25 protein-coding genes and 1 pseudogene are annotated in these 24,216 nt (G+C 42.5%); 14 read left to right on the forward strand and 12 right to left on the reverse strand.

Going from position 1 to position 24,216, the window contains the following annotated elements:
• Positions 1 to 74: 74 nt before the first annotated feature.
• The 7 genes and pseudogenes from R7070_RS10805 to R7070_RS10835 form a co-directional block, all read left to right on the forward strand.
• A pseudogene (locus tag R7070_RS10805) lies at positions 75 to 242 on the forward strand (JAB domain-containing protein); the annotation flags it as partial.
• A 302-nt stretch (positions 243 to 544) separates the two neighbouring features.
• Complete coding sequence (gene rpmB, locus R7070_RS10810) at positions 545 to 781, forward strand: 50S ribosomal protein L28 (RefSeq protein WP_005384783.1); 237 nt, start codon at positions 545 to 547, stop codon at positions 779 to 781.
• 13 nt (positions 782 to 794) lie between these two features.
• A complete protein-coding gene (gene rpmG / locus R7070_RS10815) occupies positions 795 to 965 on the forward strand; it encodes a 50S ribosomal protein L33 (protein ID WP_004410866.1) in 171 nt (56 codons plus the stop codon).
• A 272-nt stretch (positions 966 to 1,237) separates the two neighbouring features.
• A complete protein-coding gene (locus tag R7070_RS10820) occupies positions 1,238 to 1,714 on the forward strand; it encodes a hypothetical protein (RefSeq protein ID WP_047103885.1) in 477 nt (158 codons plus the stop codon).
• Positions 1,715 to 1,816: 102 nt separating this feature from the next.
• A complete protein-coding gene (gene mutM / locus R7070_RS10825; protein WP_256900486.1) occupies positions 1,817 to 2,626 on the forward strand; it encodes a bifunctional DNA-formamidopyrimidine glycosylase/DNA-(apurinic or apyrimidinic site) lyase in 810 nt (269 codons plus the stop codon).
• A gap of 86 nt (positions 2,627 to 2,712) precedes the next feature.
• Positions 2,713 to 3,195: a pantetheine-phosphate adenylyltransferase gene (gene coaD / locus R7070_RS10830; RefSeq protein WP_017820709.1), complete on the forward strand. Its 483-nt coding sequence runs from the start codon at positions 2,713 to 2,715 to the stop codon at positions 3,193 to 3,195.
• Entirely contained in the window at positions 3,182 to 4,117 is a 936-nt protein-coding gene (locus R7070_RS10835; protein WP_053303391.1) for a glycosyl transferase family 90, read from the forward strand. Before coaD ends, R7070_RS10835 begins: the two co-directional genes overlap by 14 nt.
• Before the next feature lie 31 nt (positions 4,118 to 4,148).
• Here the strand turns inward: R7070_RS10835 and R7070_RS10840 are convergent, their stop codons facing one another.
• The 3 genes from R7070_RS10840 to R7070_RS10850 are packed head-to-tail and all read right to left on the reverse strand — an operon-like array spanning position 4,149 to position 6,792.
• Positions 4,149 to 4,937 (reverse strand): glycosyltransferase family 2 protein, encoded by a 789-nt coding sequence (locus R7070_RS10840; RefSeq protein ID WP_171344436.1) that lies wholly within the window; start codon positions 4,935 to 4,937, stop codon positions 4,149 to 4,151.
• Positions 4,934 to 5,701, reverse strand: a complete 768-nt coding sequence (locus tag R7070_RS10845; RefSeq protein ID WP_318141210.1) for a glycosyltransferase family 2 protein — start codon at positions 5,699 to 5,701, stop codon at positions 4,934 to 4,936. The genes R7070_RS10840 and R7070_RS10845 overlap by 4 nt, the downstream gene beginning before the upstream one ends.
• Positions 5,702 to 5,736: 35 nt before the next feature.
• Positions 5,737 to 6,792 carry a glycosyltransferase family 9 protein gene (locus R7070_RS10850; protein ID WP_005384789.1) on the reverse strand — a complete coding sequence of 352 codons (1,056 nt, stop codon included), beginning with the start codon at positions 6,790 to 6,792 and terminating at the stop codon, positions 5,737 to 5,739.
• 107 nt (positions 6,793 to 6,899) lie between these two features.
• Here R7070_RS10850 and R7070_RS10855 point away from each other — a divergent pair, with 107 nt between their 5' ends.
• From R7070_RS10855 to pseI, 7 genes are all read left to right on the forward strand, one after another.
• Positions 6,900 to 7,307 carry a diacylglycerol kinase gene (locus R7070_RS10855; protein WP_005395798.1) on the forward strand — a complete coding sequence of 136 codons (408 nt, stop codon included), beginning with the start codon at positions 6,900 to 6,902 and terminating at the stop codon, positions 7,305 to 7,307.
• Positions 7,308 to 7,318: 11 nt separating this feature from the next.
• Positions 7,319 to 8,026, forward strand: a complete 708-nt coding sequence (locus tag R7070_RS10860; protein WP_256900485.1) for a 3-deoxy-D-manno-octulosonic acid kinase — start codon at positions 7,319 to 7,321, stop codon at positions 8,024 to 8,026.
• Between the two features lie 133 nt (positions 8,027 to 8,159).
• Positions 8,160 to 9,173: a UDP-N-acetylglucosamine 4,6-dehydratase (inverting) gene (pseB, locus tag R7070_RS10865; RefSeq protein ID WP_065275027.1), complete on the forward strand. Its 1,014-nt coding sequence runs from the start codon at positions 8,160 to 8,162 to the stop codon at positions 9,171 to 9,173.
• Complete coding sequence (gene pseC, locus R7070_RS10870; protein ID WP_256900484.1) at positions 9,170 to 10,345, forward strand: UDP-4-amino-4,6-dideoxy-N-acetyl-beta-L-altrosamine transaminase; 1,176 nt, start codon at positions 9,170 to 9,172, stop codon at positions 10,343 to 10,345. Before pseB ends, pseC begins: the two co-directional genes overlap by 4 nt.
• Complete coding sequence (gene pseF, locus R7070_RS10875) at positions 10,345 to 11,037, forward strand: pseudaminic acid cytidylyltransferase (protein WP_256900483.1); 693 nt, start codon at positions 10,345 to 10,347, stop codon at positions 11,035 to 11,037. The genes pseC and pseF overlap by 1 nt, the downstream gene beginning before the upstream one ends.
• A 15-nt stretch (positions 11,038 to 11,052) precedes the next feature.
• Positions 11,053 to 12,555, forward strand: a complete 1,503-nt coding sequence (pseG, locus tag R7070_RS10880) for a UDP-2,4-diacetamido-2,4,6-trideoxy-beta-L-altropyranose hydrolase (protein ID WP_065275030.1) — start codon at positions 11,053 to 11,055, stop codon at positions 12,553 to 12,555.
• Between the two features lie 7 nt (positions 12,556 to 12,562).
• A complete protein-coding gene (gene pseI, locus R7070_RS10885) occupies positions 12,563 to 13,609 on the forward strand; it encodes a pseudaminic acid synthase (RefSeq protein ID WP_065275031.1) in 1,047 nt (348 codons plus the stop codon).
• Between the two features lie 228 nt (positions 13,610 to 13,837).
• Here pseI and R7070_RS10890 read toward each other — a convergent pair whose 3' ends face one another.
• The 9 genes from R7070_RS10890 to R7070_RS10930 all read right to left on the reverse strand — a co-directional run bounded on the left by R7070_RS10890 (position 13,838) and on the right by R7070_RS10930 (position 24,187).
• A complete protein-coding gene (locus R7070_RS10890; RefSeq protein ID WP_065275032.1) occupies positions 13,838 to 15,262 on the reverse strand; it encodes a hypothetical protein in 1,425 nt (474 codons plus the stop codon).
• Positions 15,263 to 15,337: 75 nt separating this feature from the next.
• Complete coding sequence (gene waaA, locus R7070_RS10895) at positions 15,338 to 16,594, reverse strand: lipid IV(A) 3-deoxy-D-manno-octulosonic acid transferase (protein ID WP_256900482.1); 1,257 nt, start codon at positions 16,592 to 16,594, stop codon at positions 15,338 to 15,340.
• The gene (gene waaF, locus R7070_RS10900; RefSeq protein ID WP_149192302.1) at positions 16,588 to 17,643 is read right to left on the reverse strand and encodes a lipopolysaccharide heptosyltransferase II; all 1,056 of its coding nucleotides are present in this window, start codon (positions 17,641 to 17,643) and stop codon (positions 16,588 to 16,590) included. Before waaF ends, waaA begins: the two co-directional genes overlap by 7 nt.
• On the reverse strand, positions 17,640 to 18,362 hold the full coding sequence (locus R7070_RS10905; RefSeq protein ID WP_053307407.1) for a glycosyltransferase family 25 protein: 723 nt from the start codon (positions 18,360 to 18,362) through the stop codon (positions 17,640 to 17,642). Before R7070_RS10905 ends, waaF begins: the two co-directional genes overlap by 4 nt.
• The gene (lpxM, locus tag R7070_RS10910) at positions 18,359 to 19,345 is read right to left on the reverse strand and encodes a lauroyl-Kdo(2)-lipid IV(A) myristoyltransferase (RefSeq protein WP_017634970.1); all 987 of its coding nucleotides are present in this window, start codon (positions 19,343 to 19,345) and stop codon (positions 18,359 to 18,361) included. The genes R7070_RS10905 and lpxM overlap by 4 nt, the downstream gene beginning before the upstream one ends.
• Positions 19,346 to 19,472: 127 nt before the next feature.
• On the reverse strand, positions 19,473 to 20,414 hold the full coding sequence (gene rfaD / locus R7070_RS10915; protein ID WP_256900481.1) for an ADP-glyceromanno-heptose 6-epimerase: 942 nt from the start codon (positions 20,412 to 20,414) through the stop codon (positions 19,473 to 19,475).
• A 145-nt stretch (positions 20,415 to 20,559) separates the two neighbouring features.
• Complete coding sequence (locus tag R7070_RS10920; protein WP_256900480.1) at positions 20,560 to 22,755, reverse strand: YjbH domain-containing protein; 2,196 nt, start codon at positions 22,753 to 22,755, stop codon at positions 20,560 to 20,562.
• Positions 22,752 to 23,510, reverse strand: a complete 759-nt coding sequence (locus tag R7070_RS10925) for a capsule biosynthesis GfcC family protein (RefSeq protein ID WP_256900479.1) — start codon at positions 23,508 to 23,510, stop codon at positions 22,752 to 22,754. Before R7070_RS10925 ends, R7070_RS10920 begins: the two co-directional genes overlap by 4 nt.
• Complete coding sequence (locus R7070_RS10930) at positions 23,507 to 24,187, reverse strand: YjbF family lipoprotein (RefSeq protein ID WP_047103810.1); 681 nt, start codon at positions 24,185 to 24,187, stop codon at positions 23,507 to 23,509. Before R7070_RS10930 ends, R7070_RS10925 begins: the two co-directional genes overlap by 4 nt.
• Positions 24,188 to 24,216: the final 29 nt, after the last annotated feature.

The following is a 24,216-nucleotide window of genomic DNA, read 5'->3' on the forward strand; positions in this document are numbered from 1 at the left end:
TTTTTGTGGAGGAAGTTGTGAATCCATTGAGATTACTGGCTTCTCTCAGGATTCATAAATACAAAAATTAATTCTTGCTAGCGCACAATCACCCTTCAGGCGTTGCTGAGCCGAGCCAAGCTGACAGAAGGATTACAAGGCGTCTCACCGACGCATTAGCATTGGTGGATATTCGTATTTTGGACCATTTCGTCATCGGAGATGGGGAAAGTGTCTCTTTTGCTGAAAGAGGCTGGATATAACTGTGCGTTTTTTAGGTTGTTAGTTGCTAAAAATCTGCTATCATCCACGCCACTAAATTTTTAACTGAATTCAGCTTGGACTGCTAAAAAAATCTGCTGTCTAAAAAAAGATCACGAAAACCTGTAAAAAGGATCTGTTCGGGTCTTGAGCAATGCATATCAAGTTAGTATAATGCGCGACCTTTGATAGCCTTGTATGGATTTTCCATAGCGGTTCTTAACCTCTAACTTCTTTTCGAGAGATAGAGAGGTTCGGCCACCAAGGTTGATATCGAGCTGAAACGATTTTGGAGAAGACATTCATGTCACGAGTATGCCAAGTAACTGGTAAGCGTCCAGTAACGGGTAACAACCGTTCACACGCACGAAATGCTACTAAGCGTCGTTTTCTGCCGAACCTACAAACTCATCGTTTCTGGGTAGAGAGCGAAAAACGTTTTGTTAAACTACGTCTATCTGCTAAAGGTATGCGCATCATCGACAAGAAAGGTATTGATACTGTTCTTGCAGACATGCGTGCACGTGGCGAAAACGTTTAAGAGGAAATAAGCAATGGCAAAGAAAGGCGTTCGTGAGAAAATCCGTCTAGTATCTTCTGCAGGTACAGGCCACTTCTACACAACTGATAAGAACAAGCGTAACATGCCAGGCAAATTTGAGATCAAAAAGTTTGATCCAGTAGTTCGCCAGCACGTTATGTACAAAGAAGCAAAAATCAAATAATTGGTTTCAGTCTCTTTGATGAATTGAAAAACCCAACTTTCGAGTTGGGTTTTTTATTACCTGAATAAAAGTGCTGAAGAAAAGGCTCAGTACGTCATCGGGTTATAAGGCACTGCTGAAGTTATTCTACTGGTCCGACTCTATACTCGAATTTTTGATTGATCGCCTCTGCCGCTTAGTCACCACTCCCTACACACTTGCACACCGTTGTTCTAGTCAAGCTCAATACTCTTTGGTAATTTACTCATAACGATAAGAGAGTAGAGATGGTTATGCGTGTGAGTCCGGCTCGTCGCCGCCGATGGAACAATATTCTTATTCTGGGCATTATCGCGTTTATAGTGATCTTAAATGCGCCGATGTGGATCAAAACTTACCTATTAACAGCCCAAGCAGACCCTTACCCAAATGTACTTCGCTCCGACTATACGGTGGAGTCTTTGTACTATAGTGGCTGGGAGTTTGAGCTGCATGATGGACGGTGGCAATCCAACATCAAAGTTGATGCACCGATCAGTGAGCTTGTATCACGCTGGCAATCATTGGAAGGGACCGAGCTTACCTCAGAACAGTACGACCATTTAAAACCTAACCTAGCGGTACCTGAAACGGTAGAAGTCTGGTATCAGGATCTCGAAGAGCCGCAGCGGGTGACTTTCTTTCGTTTACCTGATTTTTGGCTATTTAAAACCTGGCAAGACAAATGGGTAGCTATCTCCGTTGATGAAAACTACCTTATGCCAGAGTAAAGCCTTTTTGCGTCTATACCCCTAATAAGCTTCCCTATTTATCGTTTTTCTTTTCGATTATGCTAGCAGCGAGAACTATTAGCCGGTGAATTGGAGAATCTAATGCCTGAGTTGCCAGAAGTTGAAGTCAGCCGTATGGGGATTAGCCCCCACATGGTTGGACAAACGATCCAGTCGTTTACTTTTCGAACGCCTAAATTGCGCTGGGATATTCCTACAGAGCTTAAAAAATTGGAAGGGCAGGTGATCCGTGCGATTAGTCGTCGTGCGAAATACTTACTGATCGAGACAAACACAGGTACAGCCATTGTTCATTTGGGCATGTCGGGGTCTTTACGTGTTCTAGACGCCGACTTTCCGCCAGCAAAGCACGATCATGTGGATCTCAAACTAAGCAGTGGAAAAATACTGCGTTATAACGATCCGCGTCGTTTTGGGGCATGGCTGTGGTGTGCTCCTGGTGAGTCACATGCTGTACTAGCAAACATGGGGCCTGAGCCTTTAACTGAAGAATTCAATGCGGAATATGTAGTAGAGAAAGCTAAAAATAAGCGTGTTGCCGTCAAGCAGTTCATCATGGACAACAAAGTCGTGGTTGGTGTTGGGAACATCTACGCGAATGAGTCGTTGTTTAAATCTCGAATTCACCCTTCAAGGCCCGCAGGTAAGTTGACTTCTCAAGAGTGGGGGTTACTTGTTGAAAATATCAAAATGACACTTGAGATTGCCATTACGCAAGGTGGGACTACGCTGAAAGACTTTGCGCAAGCCGATGGAAAGCCGGGTTACTTTGCACAAGAGTTATTGGTTTACGGAAAAGCCGGAGAGCCATGCCAAGAGTGCGGCGAACGACTTCAAGAGCTAAAGATTGGCCAACGTAATACCTTCTTTTGTAGTGAGTGTCAGAAGTAAGTCGAGCTATTATCGAGCTTAAGTTGTTGTAATCTTGCGTTCGAGCCTCAATAATTCAATCAGTTTCGAATAACTTAGTAAATTATATGAAAGTCATTTATCCAGGCACTTTTGATCCAGTGACCAATGGTCACCTCAATCTAATAGAACGTACTCACGAAATGTTTGATGAGGTTGTGATTGGCGTAGCCGCAAGCCCATCGAAGAACACCATGTTTTCATTGGAAGAGCGCGTTGCACTGATGCAGGACGTTGTAGCGCATTTACCTGGTGTGACGGTAAAGGGGTTCTCCGGGTTATTAGTGGATTTCGCGAGAAATGAGAAAGCTAAGGTTCTTATTCGTGGTTTACGAACAACGGTAGACTTTGAATACGAGTTTGGACTGACCAACATGTACCGAAAGCTATTACCAGGAATTGAGAGCGTATTTTTAACTCCTGAAGAAGAGTTTGCGTTTTTATCGTCGACTATCGTGAGAGAAGTCGCGATTCATGGCGGAAGTATCGAACAATTCGTTCCCAAGCCAGTAGCCATCGCGATTGGGGAAAAACTGAATGAAAGACAGTAAGTTCCCTTATTATTTCTCAAACGCTCTCTCGATACTTATCCCTCGCTTTGTATATCGAGCACAAGCCAAGCGTTTACTTTCGAATCTGACCGAAGCAGAGCAGCAACGCTGTATTGAGCGGGTGAACTATTACAATAAGTGTGAAACGCCGTTTTCAGTTGATAGCCGAGAACAAAGTTACTCGACCATCGATACATTCAAAAAAACGAAAGGCTGGACGTATTTTTTCGATCTTCGCCAAGTTGTACGCTATTTCCCTTCCAGTTTTGCGTTTAACTACATCAACGGCGATGTTACACACATCCCCAATGTACCGAGCTTTATAAAAAGCCGCCCTATTTTTGGTAACAACCAAAATTCAGTGGTGTTGAAACTTAATCAAGTTCGTCATTTTAAATTTATTGATGATCCTGTTCGCTATCAAGATAAAAAGGACATGGTAGCGTGGCGCGGCGTGGGTTTTCAGCCGCATCGTAAAAAGGTGATTCATGCGTTTTACAACCATCCGCAATGCAATATTGGCCAGACCCGCCCGGTAGAAGGGAAACCATGGGAAAAGGGCTTTATGAGTATTGAAGAGCAACTGCAGTATAAGTTTTTGCTCTGTATAGAAGGCAATGATGTGGCCACCAACCTTAAGTGGGCTATGTCGTCTAACTCCTTGGTTATTATGTCAAAGCCAAAATATGAGACTTGGTTTATGGAAGGTAAGTTAGAGGCAGGCGTCCACTATGTTGAAGTGAAGGATGACTATTCGGATTTACCCGAAAAGATGGATTATTACCTAGCGAATGAGCAAGAAGCATTAGCGATCATTGAAAATGCGCACCAGTGGGTTGAGCAGTTCAAAGATAAACGTAAAGAGCGTTTGATCTCATTGATGGTTGCCGATAAGTACTTCGCTTTATCTCAGCAACAATAAAAAAGGGGCGAAACGCCCCTTTTTTATAATCTTAAGCTTCTAGAAATTGATCAACACCATTCTCACAGCGTTTAAGCTTGTTTTTAATGGTGTTCTCTAAAATCTCATCATTTTGTCCGAGTGACGCACGAGAGTTTTCTACGTGGTACAAGTGGTAGCCTACACCTGCGAATTTTAGGTAAAGACGTGACTTACCCGCATTCAACATGCGATGAACAAACTCGCTGTCTTCGCGTCCCCATCCAACAAAATCTTGGTTGAAGCCATTCACCTCGATGACATCTTGTCGCCAAAATGCCATGTTGCAACCGCGAGTGGCTTTATCGTTATTCCGCTCGTAAGAGAACCATTTCGATAGCAAGGCGTTGGTGATGCAGTTTTTACGATTGCGAATGCCTTTGCTGAAAATGGAAGGCACTAAGCCGTTTTCCATGATGGCCTTGCTGCAGCTTTCATCCGTTAACACACGTCCACCCTGCACAAACCAATTTGGTTTTGCGACTTGCTTATGTGATTCAATAAACGTTTGGGACAGCACCATGTCGCCATCAATCATGATGAGGTAGTCACCTGATGCTTTGGCGATCGCACGGTTGCGGCTCATTGAAAGCTGAAAGCCATTATCCTCGTGCCAACTATGAATCAGTGGAACCGGAAAACCTTCACGCATTTGGTCAACCATTGCTTTGGTATCGTCTCGAGAGCCATCATCTGCAACAATTACTTCGTCAGGCAAAACGGTTTGACGTTTCACGCTTTCTAACACCGCTTTTAATGCTTCTTTCCAGTTGTAAGTGGTGATAATTAAAGTCGTTTTCATGATTTTTTTGCCTGTTCACGTAAGTAGAGATCGATATATTTTACAAAAGTAGAGTGCATGCTTAGCCAAGCTAGAATGAAGCCATGCTTGCCATCAAGGAAGCCTCGTTTGAGAACATACATCTTCAAAAAGCTAGCAAGAGCGTGAACGATAGCGGTCGTTAAACCCGCTTTCTTTTTACCTTCACGTTCATCCGTCCAGGCCTTGAGGTAGCCAGTGGTTTTATTGATGTAATGATGAAGGTGCTCGTAAGTGTAGTGATGCAGTCGACCATCCAGTTTTTCAGTTTGATAGTTTTTCTCATCAACTTTTTCATGAACGAGCGAATCATTATATTGTGTATATTCGGTGCGATATAAGCGCACAATCCAGTCTGGAGACCAACCAGAATGGTAGATGAACTTACCAAACGCTGAGCTTAGTCGATTAAGTTTGTATAAAACGTTCGGCTTATTGGCTGATACCGCGTGTAAGATACTTTCTTTTAGCTCTGGAGTGACTTGTTCGTCCGCATCAAGCCACAAAACGTAGTCTGCCGTAACGTATTGCTGCGCCAGTTGGCGCTGTTTACCGAATCCTGGCCAATCTAGGTTGGTGTAAAACTTATCTGTGTATTGTCGGGCGATTTCTTCAGTGCGATCAGTGCTGCCCGAGTCTAGAAGGACAATCTCATCGACCCAATCTTTTACTGTGTCTAGACAAGCTTGTAAGTGCTTCTCTTCATTTTTTACAATTAAGGCAACGGCTAAGGTTGGTTTGGGCAAGGTCATTTCCTTCTTAACAAATCAAGACAGTAAGTTTACTGGTATTGAGGATACAAATCTTCTAAGACTTGATCGAACATGCTCATTACTTGAGTGCTGGTAATGCGGTTCATTGCCGTTTCATCTTTAGCGCGAGTTCGCCAACTTAACTCGTGACTGTTTTTACCTGTTTCCGCAAAGATCGTTTCTTCATACACTGAGACAACGTATTTTAGATAACGGTAAGGTCCCACTCGCAGCGGATTATGGTGTGCATAGAGCCCGATGATTGGCGTTTTCATGGCATTCGCCATGTGTGCTGGTCCGGTATCGGGGGCGATGACCATTTCAACCTTATCTATTAACGCAAGCATTTGCAGAATTGAACTTTGTCCAACTAAATTTAGACACGGCTCTTCCAAGCGAGATTGAATGGCTTCTGCCAGATCCAATTCTACCTGAGCAGGGCTGCCTGCCAGAATCACGTTCCAGCCTTTTGCTCTGGCGTGATGAATCACATCCACATAACCTTCCGCGTTCCAGTTTTTATAAGCTTTGCTCGCACCAGGCACAATCAGCAGGTTAGGTTTACTACGAGAAATATGAGACTCTGCCCAAGCTTGGTCGTGGTCTGAATAAGAAAGTACCCAGTCTAGTCCTGCCTTTGGTACCCCAATTTGATGGGCAAAGGCCATTAAGCCATCTGCGACATGCAGAGATTGCGGGGAAGGCACTTTGACATTGGTAAATAGTGTTTGAAAGTCCTGGCTTCTATCAGAAGAGAAACCAAGTTTGTATTTTGCTTTAATGCCCAACGTTGCGACACTCGCTCGAATCGCGTACTGCATATGCAATAGCGCATCAAACTCTCTGCCTTTCAGCTGTCGCCAAAGTGATTTGTAGCCATCAAGTCCCGCTTTTTTATCAAAAACAATCACTTCTACACCATCGATGGCGGCTAATAACTGGGCTTCAAGTTTACCCGTTATCCAAGTAATCTGGGTCGAAGGCCAGTGTTTCTGAATAGCTTGAATGGTGGCGATAGTATTGCAAACGTCTCCGATAGCGGACAAACGCAAGACGCATAGTGACGATGGGGCAGAAGTGAACATAATTATTGTCTGATTCGATGAATAGAGGCAGGTAAATTATGCAGACATCCCCAATAAATGTAAAATACACGGCTCGAATATAGCTAAGTACTGATAAGTGTTCTGCAATGTCAAAGACAACACCACATCAATCGCAAGAATCTGGCAAGCCGGGTAATACCGGACTAAAGCGCATCGTTAAAGCGACGGGTTATTCGATCCAAGGATTAAAAGCGGCTTTTAAGCATGAAGCTGCCATTCGACAAGAGTTGGCTCTGTTGAGTATTGCTGTGATTTTGGCTTGGCTAGTGGATGTCGGCATGGTTGAGCGTATCTTAATGATCGGGGTCGTGGTATTAGTCTTGATTGTAGAGCTTGTAAACTCAGCGATTGAGGCGGTAGTGGATCGTATCGGTATTGAACGGCATGAACTCAGTGGTCGAGCTAAAGATATAGGCTCTGCTGCCGTTATGGTTGCTTTGGCGTTTGCTGCATTTACTTGGTTGTATATATTAGCCAGCCGGTATTTAGGCTAGAGGGTGAGCGTATGATTCAACAGTATAAAAACAACAACCAAGTGATCTGGTTTGATGACGAGATCATTACAGACCCTAGCCAACCGATATTTGATGCGGAATACTGGCAGTCCTCCGACAAGGTGGTTGGCAGTGCGACAGGGCGAGGCACGACATGGTTTATCCAACTAGAGAACATGCAAGCGGCACTACGTCATTACCGTCGTGGCGGTTTGTTTGGGAAGTTAGTTAACGATCATTATTGGTTCTCTGGCTGGGATAACACCCGTTGTGCGCAAGAGTTTCAGCTTTTGTTGGCGCTAATTGAGGCTGGGGTGCACGTTCCTCGTCCTATTGCAGCAAGAGCCGTAAAGTCAGGACTCTTCTATCAAGCTGATTTATTAAGTGAGCGAATCCCAAACGCCAGAGATCTGGTTAGTATCTTGCAAGAACAGTCTTTATCGGTAGAAATGTATCAGAAAATAGGGCAAGAAATTGCCAAGATGCATCAGGTTGGCGTTAACCATACTGATTTGAATATCCACAATATCTTGATCGACGACAAAGATAAGGTATGGATTATCGATTTTGATAAGTGTCGTTTTGAAACTTCTGGTGACTGGAAGCATCAAAACCTAGATAGGTTAAAGCGCTCTTTTGAGAAAGAATTAAAAAGTAAGAATATTATTTGGTCTAAAACGGACTTTGATGAACTCGTAAGTGCCGTTGTGAATTTTTAGGATATGTAAAGTGAGGACATTGCTAAGAGTTTATACCTAGTACAACACATTTGTCTAAGTGCTAAAATATCGCAATTAGCATTCTAAATTATTTGAGGTACAGGTTTCGAACCTGAACAAGAAAGAGCATATTATGTTGAATTCAAAAACAGTCTTAATTACAGGTGGTACCGGTTCGTTCGGTAAACAGTTCATTAAAACCATTCTTGGACGCTATCCAGAAGTTAAAAAAATCATCATTTTTTCTCGTGATGAACTAAAACAGTTTGAGCTGAAACAAAAGTATCCTGCAAAAGACTTTCCTCAACTTCGCTTCTTCATTGGTGATGTGCGTGACCAAAATCGTATGATTCAAGCTTGTGAAGGCGTTGATGTCATCATCCATGCCGCGGCGATAAAGCAAGTTGATACTGCAGAATATAACCCAACTGAGTGTATACGAACTAATATTACGGGCGCAGAGAACGTTATTAATGCGGCGTTACATTGCGGTGTAAAAGATGTTGTAGCTCTTTCCACAGACAAAGCGTGCGCTCCCATAAACCTTTATGGTGCAACGAAACTGGCGTCTGATAAGTTGTTCACTGCTGCCAATAACATCAAAGGCTCTAAAGATATCCGTTTCAGCGTTGTACGTTATGGTAATGTCATGGGCTCTCGTGGTTCAGTGATCCCATTCTTTTTGAGCAAACGCGAAGAAGGTATTCTACCAATCACTCATGAAGATATGACGCGTTTCAATATCTCATTGCAAGATGGTGTGAACATGGTGATGTACGCTCTGGAAAATCACTTAGGTGGTGAGATTTTTGTACCGAAAATCCCATCTTACAAAATCTTAGATATCGCTGAAGCTATTGCTCCTGAGTGTGAAACTAAAGTTGTAGGTATTCGCCCAGGTGAAAAGCTCCATGAAGAGATGATCACCGATACTGATTCGCTAAATACGATCGACCTTGGCAAATACTACGCAATTCTTCCTTCTGTTTCGTTCACCTATACAGAGCAAGAATACCTCGAACACCACAAAGCGAAAAAAGTACCGTTTGGTTTCAAATACAATTCAGGTACGAATACAGAGTGGGAAAGTATTGAAGGCCTACGTGAGCTAATCAAAGAGCACGTTGATCCAAACTTTACAGTGTGAGAATAGTAGTGATTCCTTACGGTAAGCAAGATATTAACCAGCAAGACATTGACAGTGTTATTGACGTTTTGAAGTCGGATTTTCTGACGCAGGGCCCCCAAGTTCCTGTATTTGAGCAAGCACTTATCGATCATACAGGTGCAAGCTATGCCCTGGCTGTAAATAGCGCTACATCAGCATTACACATTGCTTGTCTTGCGCTGGGACTAGGTGAGGGGGATTGGCTTTGGACGTCGCCTATTACCTTTGTCGCGTCAGCAAACTGCGGTTTATACTGTGGTGCACAAGTCGACTTCGTAGATATTGACCCTGATACTTACAATATGTGTCCAAAACGCCTTGAGGAAAAGTTAATCAAAGCGAAAGCAGAAGGTCAGCTTCCGAAAGTTGTTGTGCCGGTGCACTTATGTGGTCAACCATGCGATATGGTGGCGATCGCCAAACTGGCGAAAGAGTACGACTTCAAAGTCATTGAAGATGCTTCACATGCAATTGGCGGCAAATATCAAGGCTTGCCGATAGGGAATTGCGAATACTCGGATATCACTGTCTTTAGCTTCCATCCCGTTAAAATTGTTACGACGGCTGAAGGTGGCGCAGCAATGACCAACCAAAAGGCTTTGTCTGACAAGATGACTTTGCTTCGAAGTCACGGTATTACTCGTGACCCTGAGCAAATGGAGGGTGAAAGCCATGGTGGTTGGTATTATCAACAGGTTGATTTAGGTTTTAACTACCGTATGACCGAGCTTCAGGCGGCACTGGGTGTATCTCAGATGCATCGTTTAGACGCTTTTATTACCGCTCGTCATCACCTTGCAGATCGTTACAATCAGCTATTGAAGTCTTTACCAGTGGTATTGCCATATCAATTGGAGAATACCTACTCGGGCCTTCACCTTTATGTAATTCGTTTGCGGTTGGACAAGATCTCTTTGACACACAAAGAGGTATTTGACGCACTGAGAGGCAAAGGTATCGGAGTCAACCTGCACTACATTCCAGTCCATACTCAACCTTACTATGAAAAAATGGGCTTCAGTGAAGGTGATTTCCCAGAATCTGAACGCTATTACCGTGAAGCTATTTCTCTTCCTATGTTCCACGCGATGAGTGAAGAGCAGCAAGATACGGTTGTTCGAGTTCTTACTGATGTATTGCAGGGGCGTTAATGAAAGTCGCAATTATTCCTGCACGTGGCGGTAGTAAGCGCATACCGAGAAAAAATATCAAAGTATTTCATGGTAAACCTATGATTGCTTACTCTATTGAAGCTGCCATTGCCTCTGGCTGCTTTGATAAAGTGATCGTTTCGACCGACGATACAGAAATTGCAGCCGTTGCCGAGGCTCATGGTGCGCATGTTCCATTTCTCCGTCCAGCAGATATCTCCGATGACTATGCTACAACAATGGATGTCATGGCTCATGCTATCCATTGGTGTCAAGATGAAGGTTGGGATATTGACGCTGTATGTTGTTTATATGCAACGGCTCCATTTGTATTGCCGAAGGATTTACAACAAGGCTATGCACTTTTGCAAGGCGAAGGTGTGCAATTTGCTTTTAGTGCTACTTCATTTCCATTCCCAATTCAACGCGCGATTAAACTTGATTCAGACGGCTCTGTTTCGATGTTTTCCCCTGAAAATGAACAGGTAAGGTCTCAAGATCTCGAAGAGGCTTATCACGATGCAGGACAGTTTTATTGGGGGAAAACCAGAGCATTTTTAGAAAAGTACTCTATTTTTTCTCCTCATTCGAAAGCGGTACTTTTACCTCGTAATCGAGTTCAAGATATTGATACCCCCGAAGATTGGGAGCTTGCTGAATCTTTATTTTCTGTGCTAAAGCTCACCAATTAACATTTAGGATGAAGTATGAAGGTTGTTTTTCGAGTCGATGCATCTTTGTTGGTTGGTAGTGGGCATGTTATGCGTTGTCTCGTCTTGGCTGAAGAGTTTGCGCACAAAGGACATGACGTCGAATTTGCTTGTTCTCCATTAGAAGGAGACATGCGTGCGTTTATTCGTGAACGTGGATTTCAGGTGACAACTCTTGCCAAACCAAGGGAAGTTATAGAACCGCTTCACGATGCCGATTATGCAGCTTGGCTTCAAAAGAGCATATCTGAAGATGTGCAAGATTTCCTAACAGAAATCACTTATGCAGACCTTGTTGTCACTGATCACTATGCAATCGGGATTGAATGGCAAGAGCAAGTTATCGCTTCATTAGATTGTCGAATGCTTGCTATTGATGATCTCGGGCGATGCCATAAAGCTGACTTGATCTTGGATCAAACGTTAGGGCGTGATGAAGCTGCTTACTCTGCATCCCAATCTAAGGTCTTAGCGGGCAGTGAGTTTGCTTTATTGAGATCAGATTTCGCGAGCAAGCGAGAATCAGCGCTTTCTAGAGATATTTCTAACAATCCTCTGAAAGTGCTGGTATCGATGGGTGGGATTGATGCTCCTAACGCAACTTTCAAAGTATTAGAATCTTTATGTGGCAAAGTAGAGGCCAAGTTTACTGTATTGTTGTCGCCTAGAGCGCCTCACTTTGACCAAGTTAAAGAGTTGTGTGCATCTAGAGCTGACGTTTCGCATCTCGACTTTGTCTCTGATATGGCAAGTTTAATGCTAGAGCATGACATCGCTATAGGGGCTCCAGGTACCACAAGTTGGGAAAGAGCTTGTCTTGGGCTACCCAACGTAATCGTTCCTTTAGCAGAGAACCAGCAACTAATCTGTAAGCAGTTAGTAAAGCATTCAGCATCATTAAAAGTTGATATCGAGGATATCCCTAGTCGATTGCTAAGTGAGTTCTTGACAGTTCTGAAGCAGTGGCCCCAATTCAAAGATGCTAATCTTTCCCTTTGCGACGGGCGGGGGGCGCGACGAGTCTCTTATGAGGTTGAGTTGTTACTTGATGAGACGACTGATGGATTATCTCTCAAGCCTGCTTCGCAAGAAGATATCGCATTGATTTATGAATGGCAGTGTCACCCAGAGACGAGAAAGTACGCATTGACTCCTGAGGTCCCTACATGGGTTGAGCACCAAGCTTGGATGTTTAAAAAACTGAAATCAGCCTCTGACTACTTTTACATGATTGTTAGTAGGGATGACGGCAATAAAGTTGGAGCAGTACGCTTAGATAGAACAGAACCTGGACATTATTTGGTATCAATATTTCTTGACCCTAAAAGCTATGGAAAAGGGATTGCGTTTAAAGCTCTAAGTATTGTGGATGCAATTCATCCTGATGTCACTCTACATGCTACGGTATTGAAAGCAAATAGTGCATCTCAACGACTCTTCCAAAAATGTTGCTACCAACAAATCGACGAAGAAACTTACATTCGACGACCAATCGATTGAGGCAAAAATGAAACCATTTATTACCATTGACGGCCGTAAAGTTGGGCCAGACTTCCCTCCTTATATCATCGCAGAATTATCCGCTAACCATAATGGGGATATTAATCGTGCTTTCCAAATCATGGAAGAAGCGAAGAAGGCGGGTGCAGACGCGATAAAATTACAAACCTATACTCATGAAACTATTACTATGGATTGTGACTCTGAAGAGTTTCAAATTCATGGTGGTTTATGGGATGGGCAGACTTTGTATGAGTTATATAAAGGTGCTCATATGCCATGGGAATGGCATAAGCCGTTATTCGAAAAAGCTCAAGAGTTAGGTATTACTATCTTTAGTTCTCCTTTCGATTTTAGCGCAGTAGAGCTTTTGGAAGAACTCGATGCTCCGGCTTATAAGATTGCTTCGTTTGAAGTGATTGATCTACCTCTTATTAAACGCGTTGCCCAAACAGGCAAGCCAATGATCATTTCAACGGGAATGGCGAATCAAGAAGAGATTGCTGAAGCTATTAAGACAGCAAAAGATAATGGTTGTCAGGAGTTGGTTGTGCTTCATTGTGTCAGTGGTTACCCTGCACCTGCAGACCAATACAATCTAAGAACGATTGCAGATATTGCCGAGCGTTTTGATGTTCTTTCAGGTTTATCTGACCACACTATTGATAACGCGACAGCAGTGACATCTATCGCCCTTGGTGCTTGCTTAATTGAGAAGCATGTAACAATGGATCGCAATGGTGGTGGCGCTGATGATAGCTTCTCACTGGAGCCTCTAGAGTTACAGGCATTGTGTAAAGATACGAAAACAGCGTGGCAAGCTCTTGGTAAGGTTAATTATGAAAGAACTGAAGCGGAAAAAGGTAATGTGAAGTTTCGTCGCTCTCTTTACATTGTGAAAGATATTAAAGAGGGCGAAATATTAACGCCAGAACATGTTCGTAGTATTCGTCCCGGATTTGGTCTAGCACCAAAGTATTATGATGAAGTGATTGGAAAAACTGTAAAAAAGAATATTAGTCGTGGAACTCCAGTCTCTTTTGAACTTATCTAACGGTTATAACTAAGTTCAATCCTCTTTTTATATTCTAATAGCGAGTAAAAAATCACACACTCCTATCTATACTTTAAAAGTAGTGTGTGATTTTTAGAAAGTAGTAATAGATTGAAAGGTAAGACGATTAAAGAGGATTTAAGTGCTTTAATGATGAGTTTTTATTTTCTAGTCTAGACATAAGCAATACCTAGCTGAGCATTGCTTATGTTTGGTTAAAAAGTAGAACTACGATTTTATTGATTTTAAGTAATATTTTGTATATTTACTCTCTATTTTTTGTAGTAGAGACTTCTTCCTTTTTATTTCTTTGCCATTTATATAGCCTTTCTTGTTATTAAACGAATATCCGTGAACCTTGAATCCTGGATTTATCATATGGCTTGCCATTTTTAGGCAACCTAATTTATTATCTATTGGCTCCAAATCGCTTTCTATTAAGGTAATTAGTTCTTTGGTTGATGTTGGGTTGTAAGTTATATTTAAATGTCGATAGAAACAGTTACCTAATAGGATTGATGGTTTGCTCCAGTATGTCGCCTCTACACCAATACTACTACCAAATGTTATAATTGCATCGCAATTATACATTAGATTATAAGTTGAAATTTTACTTTCAGGTGGAATTACAACAAAGTTATCACTTTTTAGTGCCAATAGTTTTTCTAGGTAAGATTTTTGAGTGCCACGAAGATTTGGGTGAATCCTAAGATAGAAAATAATATTATGATCCTTCGCGTAATTAGAAATAAACGTAAGGCCTTCATATTGGTTTTTAAATAATCTGTTTTCTTCCCAGCTTCCTCCAATGGCCATAAATTCATCTTCTGAACTATTGAATATAGCGATCTTCTTTTTTTTTGGATCCCAGTTGTCAGGTAAGAGGTCTTTATTCTGCTGTTTGGTATAAGACTCTTCATTGCTAAATAGTGATTTTGCTCTATTATTGAAGAATTCTATCGCTCTTTGTTCAGTCTTTGCATAGCCCAGATTTTTAAACAAGCTTTCTACTAAATATCCATTATATGCAATATCATGAGGCATTGCATTTTCAAAAATCATTGCATTGTCTTTGCTAAAGTTTAACTCAACAACAGTAACTGGGATATTTTTTATTTTTGCTAAATCAAAAAAACTACGATAAGTATTCAAACGAGAGTTAAATAATACGAACTTATCAAATGAAAAATGTTGTTGTAACTGCACAACAGAATCGGTTAGCTTACAGGCAGTAGACAGATATTTATCTATAATTAATCTAGTTTTTTTATTACTATAGTCAATATCAACACTACGTGTAAGAGATGCATAACTAGATAAGGCTGAGTAGCCCACATTTGTACCTTTATATTTAATAGCTTTTAGTTCTTCAGTGGAATGGTAGTTAAATTTATAACTTCTTAATCCTAAAGTTTCCTCGTGTTTATAGCCACCGATAAGGTGAGACAACGCTTCTCGAGTCCGACGTTTACAAGAACGGCAGGTAGATGGAAGGCCTAGAGGATTGTATAAGCAGCTATCATCGGAACCCGAGCAAGTTAATATCGTAATATCATTACCTTGCTTAATCAGTTCATTAGTATAGCTAAGCGTTATTTCTAGGTTTGGACTATGAGCTCCAATTGGAAGTTGGACTAAGATTTTATTAGTCATTTTGCCTCTCAAATACGATAAAAACTAGAAAAGAGTTGTTCATTAATAATGGGGTTGAATTTTTATATTAGATACTTATATTTTGTTAAGAGTTCTATTTAATGCGCCTTTATTTTCTTTTAGCCACAAGTTAGCTCTATGAACACTTTTTGACGCTGTGTTACATGATAGAATGATTAGTATTGTTTCTGCTAAGGATGTAAAATCATCAATTAGGTAGATCGCCTTACATTCACGAAGACTATTTATTATTTCTATAAAGTTGAAGTAGCTTGGTCCATTGATAGTTGGTTTAGAGAGTGCAATAGGCTCTAGCACATTATGACCACCAACCTTATCTCCAATTAGGCTTCCACCCATAAAGCAGATGTCCGCTGCGCCCATCAACGTTAGCATCTCACCCATTGTATCGCCGAGATATACTTGAGTATTCGTCTCTACTGCATGCGTTGAAGTACGACGCACAGTTTTAAATCCTTGCTGTTGGCAAAGCGTGAATACATCATCAAATCGTTCTGGATGGCGAGGAACCAAAACGAGTAAAGCATTTGGATGAGATTTTAAAACTTGTCTATGTGCATCTAATACCTGTTCGTCCTCGCCTTTGTGGGTGCTAGCTGCAATCCAAATCGGACGATCGTTTCCAAGTTGGGCTCGAAGCTGCTGTCCTTGCTGTTTCACTTGCTCTGATATTTGAATATCGAACTTAATCGAGCCAGTAACGGATAGTTTCTTTTTCTCAACGCCTAAGCGTTCGAAGCGCTCTGCATCTGAATCCGTTTGGCAGAGTACTTGAGTTAGGCATGGATGAAGCTGGTTAAAAAGCCGCTGTATTTTGGCGTAGTTCTGACACGATTTTTCAGATAGGCGCGCATTCACGACAGTTATAGGGATACCCGCTTTGTGAACATTGTGAAGCGTGTTTGGCCACAGCTCAGTCTCAATGATCAACATCTGTTTTGGCTGCACTGCTTTAAGAAAACCTTTGATAGCGAACCCAAAGTCAATTGGCATATAGCGGTGTTCAATTAAATCACCCAACTTAGCAATCTGTTCAGCTCCCGTACTTGTTGTTGTTGTAACTAGAATAGATTGTTCGGGGTTTTGTTCCTTAAGGGCTTTAATTAAAGGTGTTGCTGCTATGCTTTCACCAACAGATACGGCATGTATCCAAATAGGTTTGTCGTTGCTTTTTAGCTTGGGAGTGATACCAAAGTGCTCTTTCCAGCGAGAGCCGAACTTAGGCTTATTTGGTTTGCTCTTGTACAAACCAAATAAAAGTAGCGGTGACGCTAGGGCGAGTAGTAAGGTATAAACAATACGAACTAACATGAGCTTATCGTAATGGCGTCAAATTTTTGGATGCTATCTAGCACTTGCTTAGGCGAAAGTTCTGTCAAGCACTTGAGGTGTTTGTATTGACATTCACGCTGGAAACAAGGGCGACAATCAATATCGGTATGAACAATCTCCACTTTTTCTGCGAGTGGGGGGGTGTACTTCGGTGAAGTTGAGCCATATACGGCAACAACATTACAACCAACCGCAGCTGCCACATGCATTAAGCCTGAGTCATTCGCGACAACAGTCTTGCATGCAGCAAGTAGGTCGACCGCTTCAATTAAGCTAGTTTGGCCTGCTAGAACATGAATGTGCTCATGGAATTGTGTCGGAACAAGTGCGCGAATATTGTTACAAGTCTCTAAGTCCTTTTGAGAGCCAAACAACCAGATTTGATGCCCAGATCGAGCCATTTGCGTCGCAACTTCAGCGTAGTGTGTTTCGGGCCATTTTTTGGCTGGACCAAACTCTGCTCCTGGGCACAGTCCAATAATTGGTTGGTCTTGCGTTAAGTTGAACTTTTTTATCGTGGCTTGTTGCTCTGCCGCGTTGATTGCAAGGCGTGGGCGAGGCAAGGTTTCAAGCCCGCCGAGAGAGTTAGAATCCACCATTTCTGCTTTTGGATAAGCTAACGCTACATAGCGCTCTACCATGTACTGAAAAGACTTCATGTTAGGGCGTAAGTCATTCAATAAACCATAGCGCATTTCGCCCTTCCAGCCAGTACGAAGAGGAATGTTTGCAAACCATGGGATCAGTGCTGATTTTGCTGATTTAGGCAAGATATAGGCGTGGTCGTATTGCTTTTCACGTAATGATTTACCAATTTCCCTGCGGCCTAATAAGTTAAACTCACCATGACCGATAGGCATTTCAATCGCTTGATGGATTTCTGGCATACGCTCAAGAATCGGTTTACACCATCCTGGAGCGATAACGTCAATTTGGCTATCTGGATGGCGTTGCTTTAATACGATATATAACGATTGCGACATTACCATATCGCCGACCCATGCAGGGCCAATGACTAAAATCTTCATGCTTTGTTTTTCCAGTATAGGAATTTCAAAATTGACTCATAAGTTCTAAAAAGTTCAGCGTATATTTTATTCGCAAGAGTCATTTTGGATTTATCTTTTCTTTTACCACCAATCGTCGAAGCAATCTCTGCTCTAGTAAAGAGATCTGGAGACACGCTGTAAACTTGAACACCATGTCTCCATGGTTTTTCCATGTAGTCATCGACTGGTTCAATAAACTCTTGAGCATGCATAACAAACTTTGAGGCTGCTTTAGGTGTGACGATATAAGCGGTGGTACCACAAGTGCCTGCTGAGTATCCCCCTAGCATATGATTATCATCAATAGGTACGATTGGGGTGAATACACGCTTCTGAGTGGCAGACAACTTGATGTAGTCATAATTAGAAGTCAATGGAAGGGTATGTTCGAGTACTTGCTTCAGCCCTTCGACGGGGTCGACGTTGTCTTCTAAGATGACGATCGGTTCATCAAGCTCAACACAGCGAACCCACAACTCGTAATGGCTTGCAAAACAGGCGACTTCACTGGTTTTTAATTGATACCCTTTGCGGCGTAGAGTAATGGTAGGACGACTTTTTTCTGAATGAAGAAAACGGTCAACAGAGCCATCTATTGCATCAAAAAATTCAAACGTAATGCCTTGTTGTTTTAACTTTTCTTCAATACGTTCTCGGCGATCTAGAGATCGAGCCAAGCTTACGACAAATACTTTCACTGCACTTTCCAGTCGCTGTTATATCTTGGTTTAAACAAATTGTAATAGTTATTGCCGTCTTCTTGAGAGTGCAGCAACTGTAGTACCCACATATATTGTTCGGGTTTATCACCGACAAAATATTCAATGGCTTCATTACAGGTACGAGCGTCTTGCTCTTCGCCTTTATCCAGCTCAAACGCTGGTAAAATCTCAATATCAAACGTACCATCTTCAGTGTTCATCGACGCAAATAGAGGCAGTACTTTTGAGCGTGATAGTTTCGCAATTTTGCCTAAACCAGGTAGCGTTGCTTTACGTGTTGCAAAAAAATCCACAAACACACTATGCTCTGGGCCGTGATCTTGATCGGGTAGGTAATACCCTACATAGCCATCTCGAATGGATTTCAGGAAAGGCTTAATGCCACCTGAGCGTTCATAAACACGGCCACCGTATTGGACTCTTTGCTTGTGCATTAGCCAGTCAGCAACATCATTCTTTTGTTTCTTCGCCATTGCAGAAACTGGCATTCCCATTGACGCGAGCAAGATAGCAGGCACATCAATTGCCCAAGAGTGGGGAACCATTAAAATCACATTTTCGTTGTTATCAATGTGCTGTCGTAAAATGTCTAGGCCGCGAATTTGGCAACGGTTCTGAAGCCATTTTGGTGAGCGTAAACTTAGTAACCCGAAGCGAAAAAAGAACATGGCTGCTGTGTAGAGTGTTTTTTCTATCAAAGCTTCACGTTCTTGGAACGACTTTTCCGGAAAACACAGCTCAAAGTTAACCCTCGCTCGGTGAGCTGGCCCCTTGTGGGATTTCGACAGTTTTTTGGCTATGGTTTTCGCCAACCACTTTTGTAAACCCAGTGGCATTAATGATAAAGGTAAAAATAAGATAACACCTAACCACGTGCCCCAGTACTTAGGCGACAGAAAGTGGCGCTTAAACTCAGGGTTATATGCTTTAGGGTCGAAGTCATCACGTTTTATGGTCATGGCGTGTCTAGTTACCTATTCGTGTACGGGCGAAGTGGTTTAAATGAGAAAAAAGATAGTTAGGAATGATACAGGCTATTGCATTTGAGTAAAGGTGGCAGGTTATGGTTCTACCACCTTGTGGTGCTTAACTGTTTTGGATAGTCAAGTATTCGGCAACGCCTTCTGCAACTGTCTTGAATTCAACATCACAGCCTGCGGTGCGCAGTTTGGTCAGATCCGCTTGTGTGAATTCTTGGTAAGCGCCTTTTAGGTGCTCAGGGAATGGGATGGTTTCAATCTCGCCTTTTCCATGATGGGCAATGACCGCTTTTGCTACTTCTTCAAAAGATTCTGCACGACCAGTACCACAGTTGAAGATGCCAGAAACACCATTTTCAAGGAACCACAGGTTTACTTTACATACATCACCAACGTAAACGAAATCACGCTTAAAAGACTCGCTACCTGCAAACAGTTTTGGATTTTCACCTGCGTTTAGTTGGTTGTTCAGATGGAATGCAACAGATGCCATGCTGCCTTTGTGATCTTCACGTGGGCCATATACGTTGAAGTAACGGAAGCCGGTGATTTGAGAAAGGGTCTCACCATGTTCTTCAGCGTCTTGCCATAGACGACGAACGTAGTTATCAAACTGCTGTTTCGAGTAACCGTATACATTTAGTGCGCCTTCGTATTCGCGTTCTTCAACGAAAGTATCTGTATCGCCGTAAGTGGCTGCTGAAGAAGCGTATAGGAATGGAATCTCGCGATCTAAACAGTAATGAAGCAGCTCTTTAGAGTACTCGTAGTTGTTTAGCATCATGTACTTACCATCCCACTCAGTCGTTGCAGAGCAAGCACCTTCGTGGAAAATTGCCTCAATCGGACCAAAATCATCGCCCGCCATAATTTGGGTCAGAAAGTCGTCACGATCCATGTAATCTGTGATGTCCAGATCAACTAAGTTCTTAAACTTTTTGCCATTTTTTAGGTTGTCGACAACCAGGATATCGTTAATACCAGCTTCGTTTAGTGCTTTAACAATGTTGCTGCCGATCATGCCAGCGCCACCAGTTACGATGATCATAGAACTTCCACCATAGATTAAAATTTTCTCACGAATTCTAGCAAGAAACGAAAAGTAGCGCTATTGGAAGCAGGGAGATAGGTTTGAGTCTTCTATGACTCAGTATCTAGATATGAAAAAGGGAGCCGAAGCTCCCTTGATTACTTTATTCCACATCCGAACGGTTAGGCCTTTGATACCAAGGGTTTTGCTCATCGGTCAACTCAATCAAGCTGTATTTACGTCCGAGTTTCTGTCCTCCGTCACGAGTAAGAGGCTGCCAACTAAAGTTCGCACGATTGTTGCTTGGCTTAACGGTCATGATGTCAAATGGAATCGACAAGTAGAAACCTTTGGTAAAGCTACCTTCACCAAATTCATCCGCAGACAAGTCTGTAAATGACGCAAAGGCACCAGCAATTACGCCACTCTTGAACTGCTTAGAAACATTGATTTGTGTACCAACATCACCAGCTAGGAACTGACCAACATCGACTTGGATCATCAAATCTTGTAGGAATTCCCATTGAGGGTAGTAGTATCCAGATACAAAACCAGTGAAGCCTTTATCAATAACTTGGAACGGACGTCCATATTCTGGCACGTTTTGCCATTTCTCATCGTAAACACCGAAGTAACTTTGTGGATCACGTTGAGAAATTAAGTTGACGTCAGCGCCAATCGCCCAGTTAGCTCCTTGTGGTCGGTAAAGAAACTCGGTACCTACTCCGGCAAACATGCTCTCCAGATAACCCGCGTAGAATTGCTGGTCCATTGTATTGGAATACTCTTGGAACCAAGTCAATTGTAGGTTTGACATGGTTACAGCATGTTCATTTTGGTAAGCGCGGAACATGGTGCGAACACGAGGAACGGTAGTACCATCAGGTGGAGTGACATAGTTAAACTTATCGTAGTTGTTATACCAATCCCAGTATAACGAGCCGCCAATTTCAAGGTTGTCCGTCAGCCAGTATGAGGCATTACCGCTTAGTCCTACACTAAAGAGGTAGAAGTCTTCTGCGTTACCGAGAGTTTGAACAAGCTTCGGTGCAAAACCCCAATCAAAACGTTCAAAACCATCATAGACAGATTCTCCACTTGGCTTATTGCTAGCTTTTGCGGTTGCGTCTTCTATTTTGGGGTTGATGTAATTAACTTGGGCAAAGTCGCGATATTTCTCCTTGGAAATAATCGTTTGTTCGCCGACTAAGCCTCGGCTACGTTCATTGATCGCATAGGTATCAATATCGTCAGGCATTTCATTATGGAGTACAGCTGCCGCTTTTTCGTGTGCCTCTGTACGGTCACGATATTTTTTCTGCTCACCAACGACAGTTACTGTATTGTTATCAACATAAACACGCGTGTTTCGGTAACCAGCAATTTTGTCTAAATCTTCTGTTACACGTTCCCAGTCAACATCAGACAGTTCTTCTGGTTGGTTATCTTCGACTTCTGGCGTAGGCTCATCTCGCCAGAATGATGGCATGTCATTGAAGTTAGTGTTGAGCGTTAAACCTGCGACCAAAGTGTCTCCGCGTTCATAACTTAAACGGAAATCGGCCATTCCTAGACGGTAGAGCACACCAAAGTTCCATGGAGTATGTGGTGTCATGTCTACGCCACCGCTCACCACAGGGAATTCTTCGCTGTAATCGTTACTGTCGTACTCAAGCTTAAAGCGAAGAGGGGCGTGTAATGTCTGATATTCAACACCACCAAACAATGCTGCTGCTCCCTTGAACACACGGTCAAAGTTGGTTGTCCCACCCGTTTCTAAAAAATCGGCAGGACGTTCACAAAATCGCTCTGATAGCTTACAAGCCGGATTAGAAATATTGTCACGAGTGCCTAGCGAACCCCAGCCCATACCTAAGGTAAGATCAAAGGTACCTAACTTTGGATTGGAGTATCGCTTGGTTGCCGCTATGTATTCTCCATCGAACAAGCCAGTGCCCGCAAAATCTCTCACTCCAAGCGAAAGTTCGGGAAGGTATTCTGATTCGTTCAGTAAACGAATTTTGAAGTCAATGCCTTTATCAGTATAGTTAGTATCATCGGAGAAACTCGGGTCACTACTATAAAGTAAATCTCGAACAGAAGTATAACGAATGGTTGTTTCTAGCCAAGGCATGAGTTGTAGAGTGATGTTGTAAAAAAGGTACTCATCACTACCGGTAACAGAAAAGTTGAATTCCCCTTCAGGAGCCATACGTCCTGTTGGCATTTGCATTAAACCAACGCCACCGAAGTCTGTTTGGGATGGTCGTAAAGGAGGAGCCTCAAAGGGCATCTCTTGAGCCCAAACCAATGCTGGGCCCATTAAAGCAAGAGTTAAGCTTTTTCTAATTGGCATCATTGTGGTCTCTTTGCGGAATTTGGTATCAGTTGAGTGAGTAGGCGGACAATATCTTGGTCCATTTCGGAGTATTCAAGATCACCAAACGGGACATATACCAATGTCAGAGGTGGTAAATAATATTGTGTTGTTAACCAAGCTCCGTGATGCGGTTTAACTACATGACCATCTGGGTAGATCAACACTGGCGGTGTTGATAACGTACCAATGTTACTTTTCAAACTCTCTATTTGTCTCTGCAAAGGGATGCCTGCCTGGTCCTTAACGGAATACACGCTATTTAGGTTTCCCAAGTAATACACTTTCTCCTCGCGTAGAGGGCTTGCGAGTAGGTAATTGCCGCGCAACAGTGGGTTGTCGAATTTATTTAGTCGAATTTTATCAACATCGATCGCGGACAGTAAGCGTGGAGCAAAGCTTTGCTTCTTAATGAATTTGTAGAATGGGTGTGCAACCAAATTGTGTTGAATCATTTGATTGAGTACCGAGTTCTTTAAAGCGGTAGAGGTTTTCTCGGCACGATCCGATTTGTCAAACAAAGTCGTACCAAGAGAGTATTGCAGAGAGGCGCTTTGCTCCTTAGCAAGTTCTAACACACTTTCTAAACGAGCTGAACCTTGGAATTGTAGCTGTTTGCCTACGTCCAGCAACTCAACATTTAATGGCTGTGTAGTAGAGGTTTCTGTTTGAGCTAAACTATATGAGCTCAAAAGTGGCATGACCAAACAGAATAATGTGATTAGTCGCTTGCTCATGATTTGCGATACCCCTTCAAAATGGTCAACTCAACCGGAATCATATTAGGTCCTAAATATTGTAAGGTTTTAACAACCTGACCTAGTTCATCAACCCAATAAATATTCTCGACACTGTGGGAAAGACTACTAAACTCAACAGTTTCTTTATATACATTGGTCGTCGCGCTAGACATTGGTGTCGTCAACGTTTCTTGACCAGAGTAAGAACGAGTCACACTTGCTGGAAAGCCATAACGATATTGTGTCGCCCAGTCGTATGAGAGTGCGTAGTTGACAGAGGCTGAATCAGAAGAAAAATCTGGCACATCACCATAAACACCCGCTAAGTCCCCATTCTGTAGACCTATCGTTTTGACGATATGCCCATTCTCCGTAACGATCATAGCTTTGTCAGCACTTACCCATTTTAGTTGTGTTTTTCCATTGAGAGGGTTTTTCTCTGCAAAAGCTAAAACAACAAAGACCTGTTTTTGATTCCCAAGTCTCAAATAGGCACTGGCATAAGGAACGGCATTTATTTCTTCTGGGGTCATCTCTACATCGATGTAGTTACCGTAAGCTTCTTGGACGGTTGCTGAAACATCATTGAATTTCTGTGTGCAGCCAAAGAGCAAACCTAGTAGCGGAAGAGTGAGGAGTGGTTGTATCCATTTGGACGTTCTGAAGATGTTCATTGATCCCTCTTGCAAATAAAATCGCCCTG

It is taken from the genome of Vibrio sp. 1557, assembly GCF_033340175.1.
GTDB classification, from domain to species: domain Bacteria; phylum Pseudomonadota; class Gammaproteobacteria; order Enterobacterales; family Vibrionaceae; genus Vibrio; species Vibrio alginolyticus.

Bases quoted from the DNA above. Each gene is read 5' to 3' on its own strand.
- mutM (WP_256900486.1), top strand. From the start codon at position 1,817: ATGCCTGAGTTGCCAGAAGTTGAAGTCAGCCGTATGGGGATTAGCCCC.
- R7070_RS10925 (WP_256900479.1), bottom strand. From the start codon at position 23,510: ATGAGCAAGCGACTAATCACATTATTCTGTTTGGTCATGCCACTTTTG.
- R7070_RS10855 (WP_005395798.1), top strand. From the start codon at position 6,900: ATGTCAAAGACAACACCACATCAATCGCAAGAATCTGGCAAGCCGGGT.
- R7070_RS10890 (WP_065275032.1), bottom strand. From the start codon at position 15,262: ATGACTAATAAAATCTTAGTCCAACTTCCAATTGGAGCTCATAGTCCA.
- pseI (WP_065275031.1), top strand. From the start codon at position 12,563: ATGAAACCATTTATTACCATTGACGGCCGTAAAGTTGGGCCAGACTTC.
- pseF (WP_256900483.1), top strand. From the start codon at position 10,345: ATGAAAGTCGCAATTATTCCTGCACGTGGCGGTAGTAAGCGCATACCG.
- rpmG (WP_004410866.1), top strand. From the start codon at position 795: ATGGCAAAGAAAGGCGTTCGTGAGAAAATCCGTCTAGTATCTTCTGCA.
- waaA (WP_256900482.1), bottom strand. From the start codon at position 16,594: ATGTTAGTTCGTATTGTTTATACCTTACTACTCGCCCTAGCGTCACCG.
- R7070_RS10920 (WP_256900480.1), bottom strand. From the start codon at position 22,755: ATGATGCCAATTAGAAAAAGCTTAACTCTTGCTTTAATGGGCCCAGCA.
- coaD (WP_017820709.1), top strand. From the start codon at position 2,713: ATGAAAGTCATTTATCCAGGCACTTTTGATCCAGTGACCAATGGTCAC.
- pseB (WP_065275027.1), top strand. From the start codon at position 8,160: ATGTTGAATTCAAAAACAGTCTTAATTACAGGTGGTACCGGTTCGTTC.
- R7070_RS10930 (WP_047103810.1), bottom strand. From the start codon at position 24,187: ATGAACATCTTCAGAACGTCCAAATGGATACAACCACTCCTCACTCTT.
- R7070_RS10850 (WP_005384789.1), bottom strand. From the start codon at position 6,792: ATGTTCACTTCTGCCCCATCGTCACTATGCGTCTTGCGTTTGTCCGCT.
- lpxM (WP_017634970.1), bottom strand. From the start codon at position 19,345: ATGACCATAAAACGTGATGACTTCGACCCTAAAGCATATAACCCTGAG.
- R7070_RS10840 (WP_171344436.1), bottom strand. From the start codon at position 4,937: ATGAAAACGACTTTAATTATCACCACTTACAACTGGAAAGAAGCATTA.
- R7070_RS10860 (WP_256900485.1), top strand. From the start codon at position 7,319: ATGATTCAACAGTATAAAAACAACAACCAAGTGATCTGGTTTGATGAC.
- rfaD (WP_256900481.1), bottom strand. From the start codon at position 20,414: ATGATCATCGTAACTGGTGGCGCTGGCATGATCGGCAGCAACATTGTT.
- R7070_RS10820 (WP_047103885.1), top strand. From the start codon at position 1,238: ATGCGTGTGAGTCCGGCTCGTCGCCGCCGATGGAACAATATTCTTATT.
- waaF (WP_149192302.1), bottom strand. From the start codon at position 17,643: ATGAAGATTTTAGTCATTGGCCCTGCATGGGTCGGCGATATGGTAATG.
- R7070_RS10835 (WP_053303391.1), top strand. From the start codon at position 3,182: ATGAAAGACAGTAAGTTCCCTTATTATTTCTCAAACGCTCTCTCGATA.
- pseG (WP_065275030.1), top strand. From the start codon at position 11,053: ATGAAGGTTGTTTTTCGAGTCGATGCATCTTTGTTGGTTGGTAGTGGG.
- rpmB (WP_005384783.1), top strand. From the start codon at position 545: ATGTCACGAGTATGCCAAGTAACTGGTAAGCGTCCAGTAACGGGTAAC.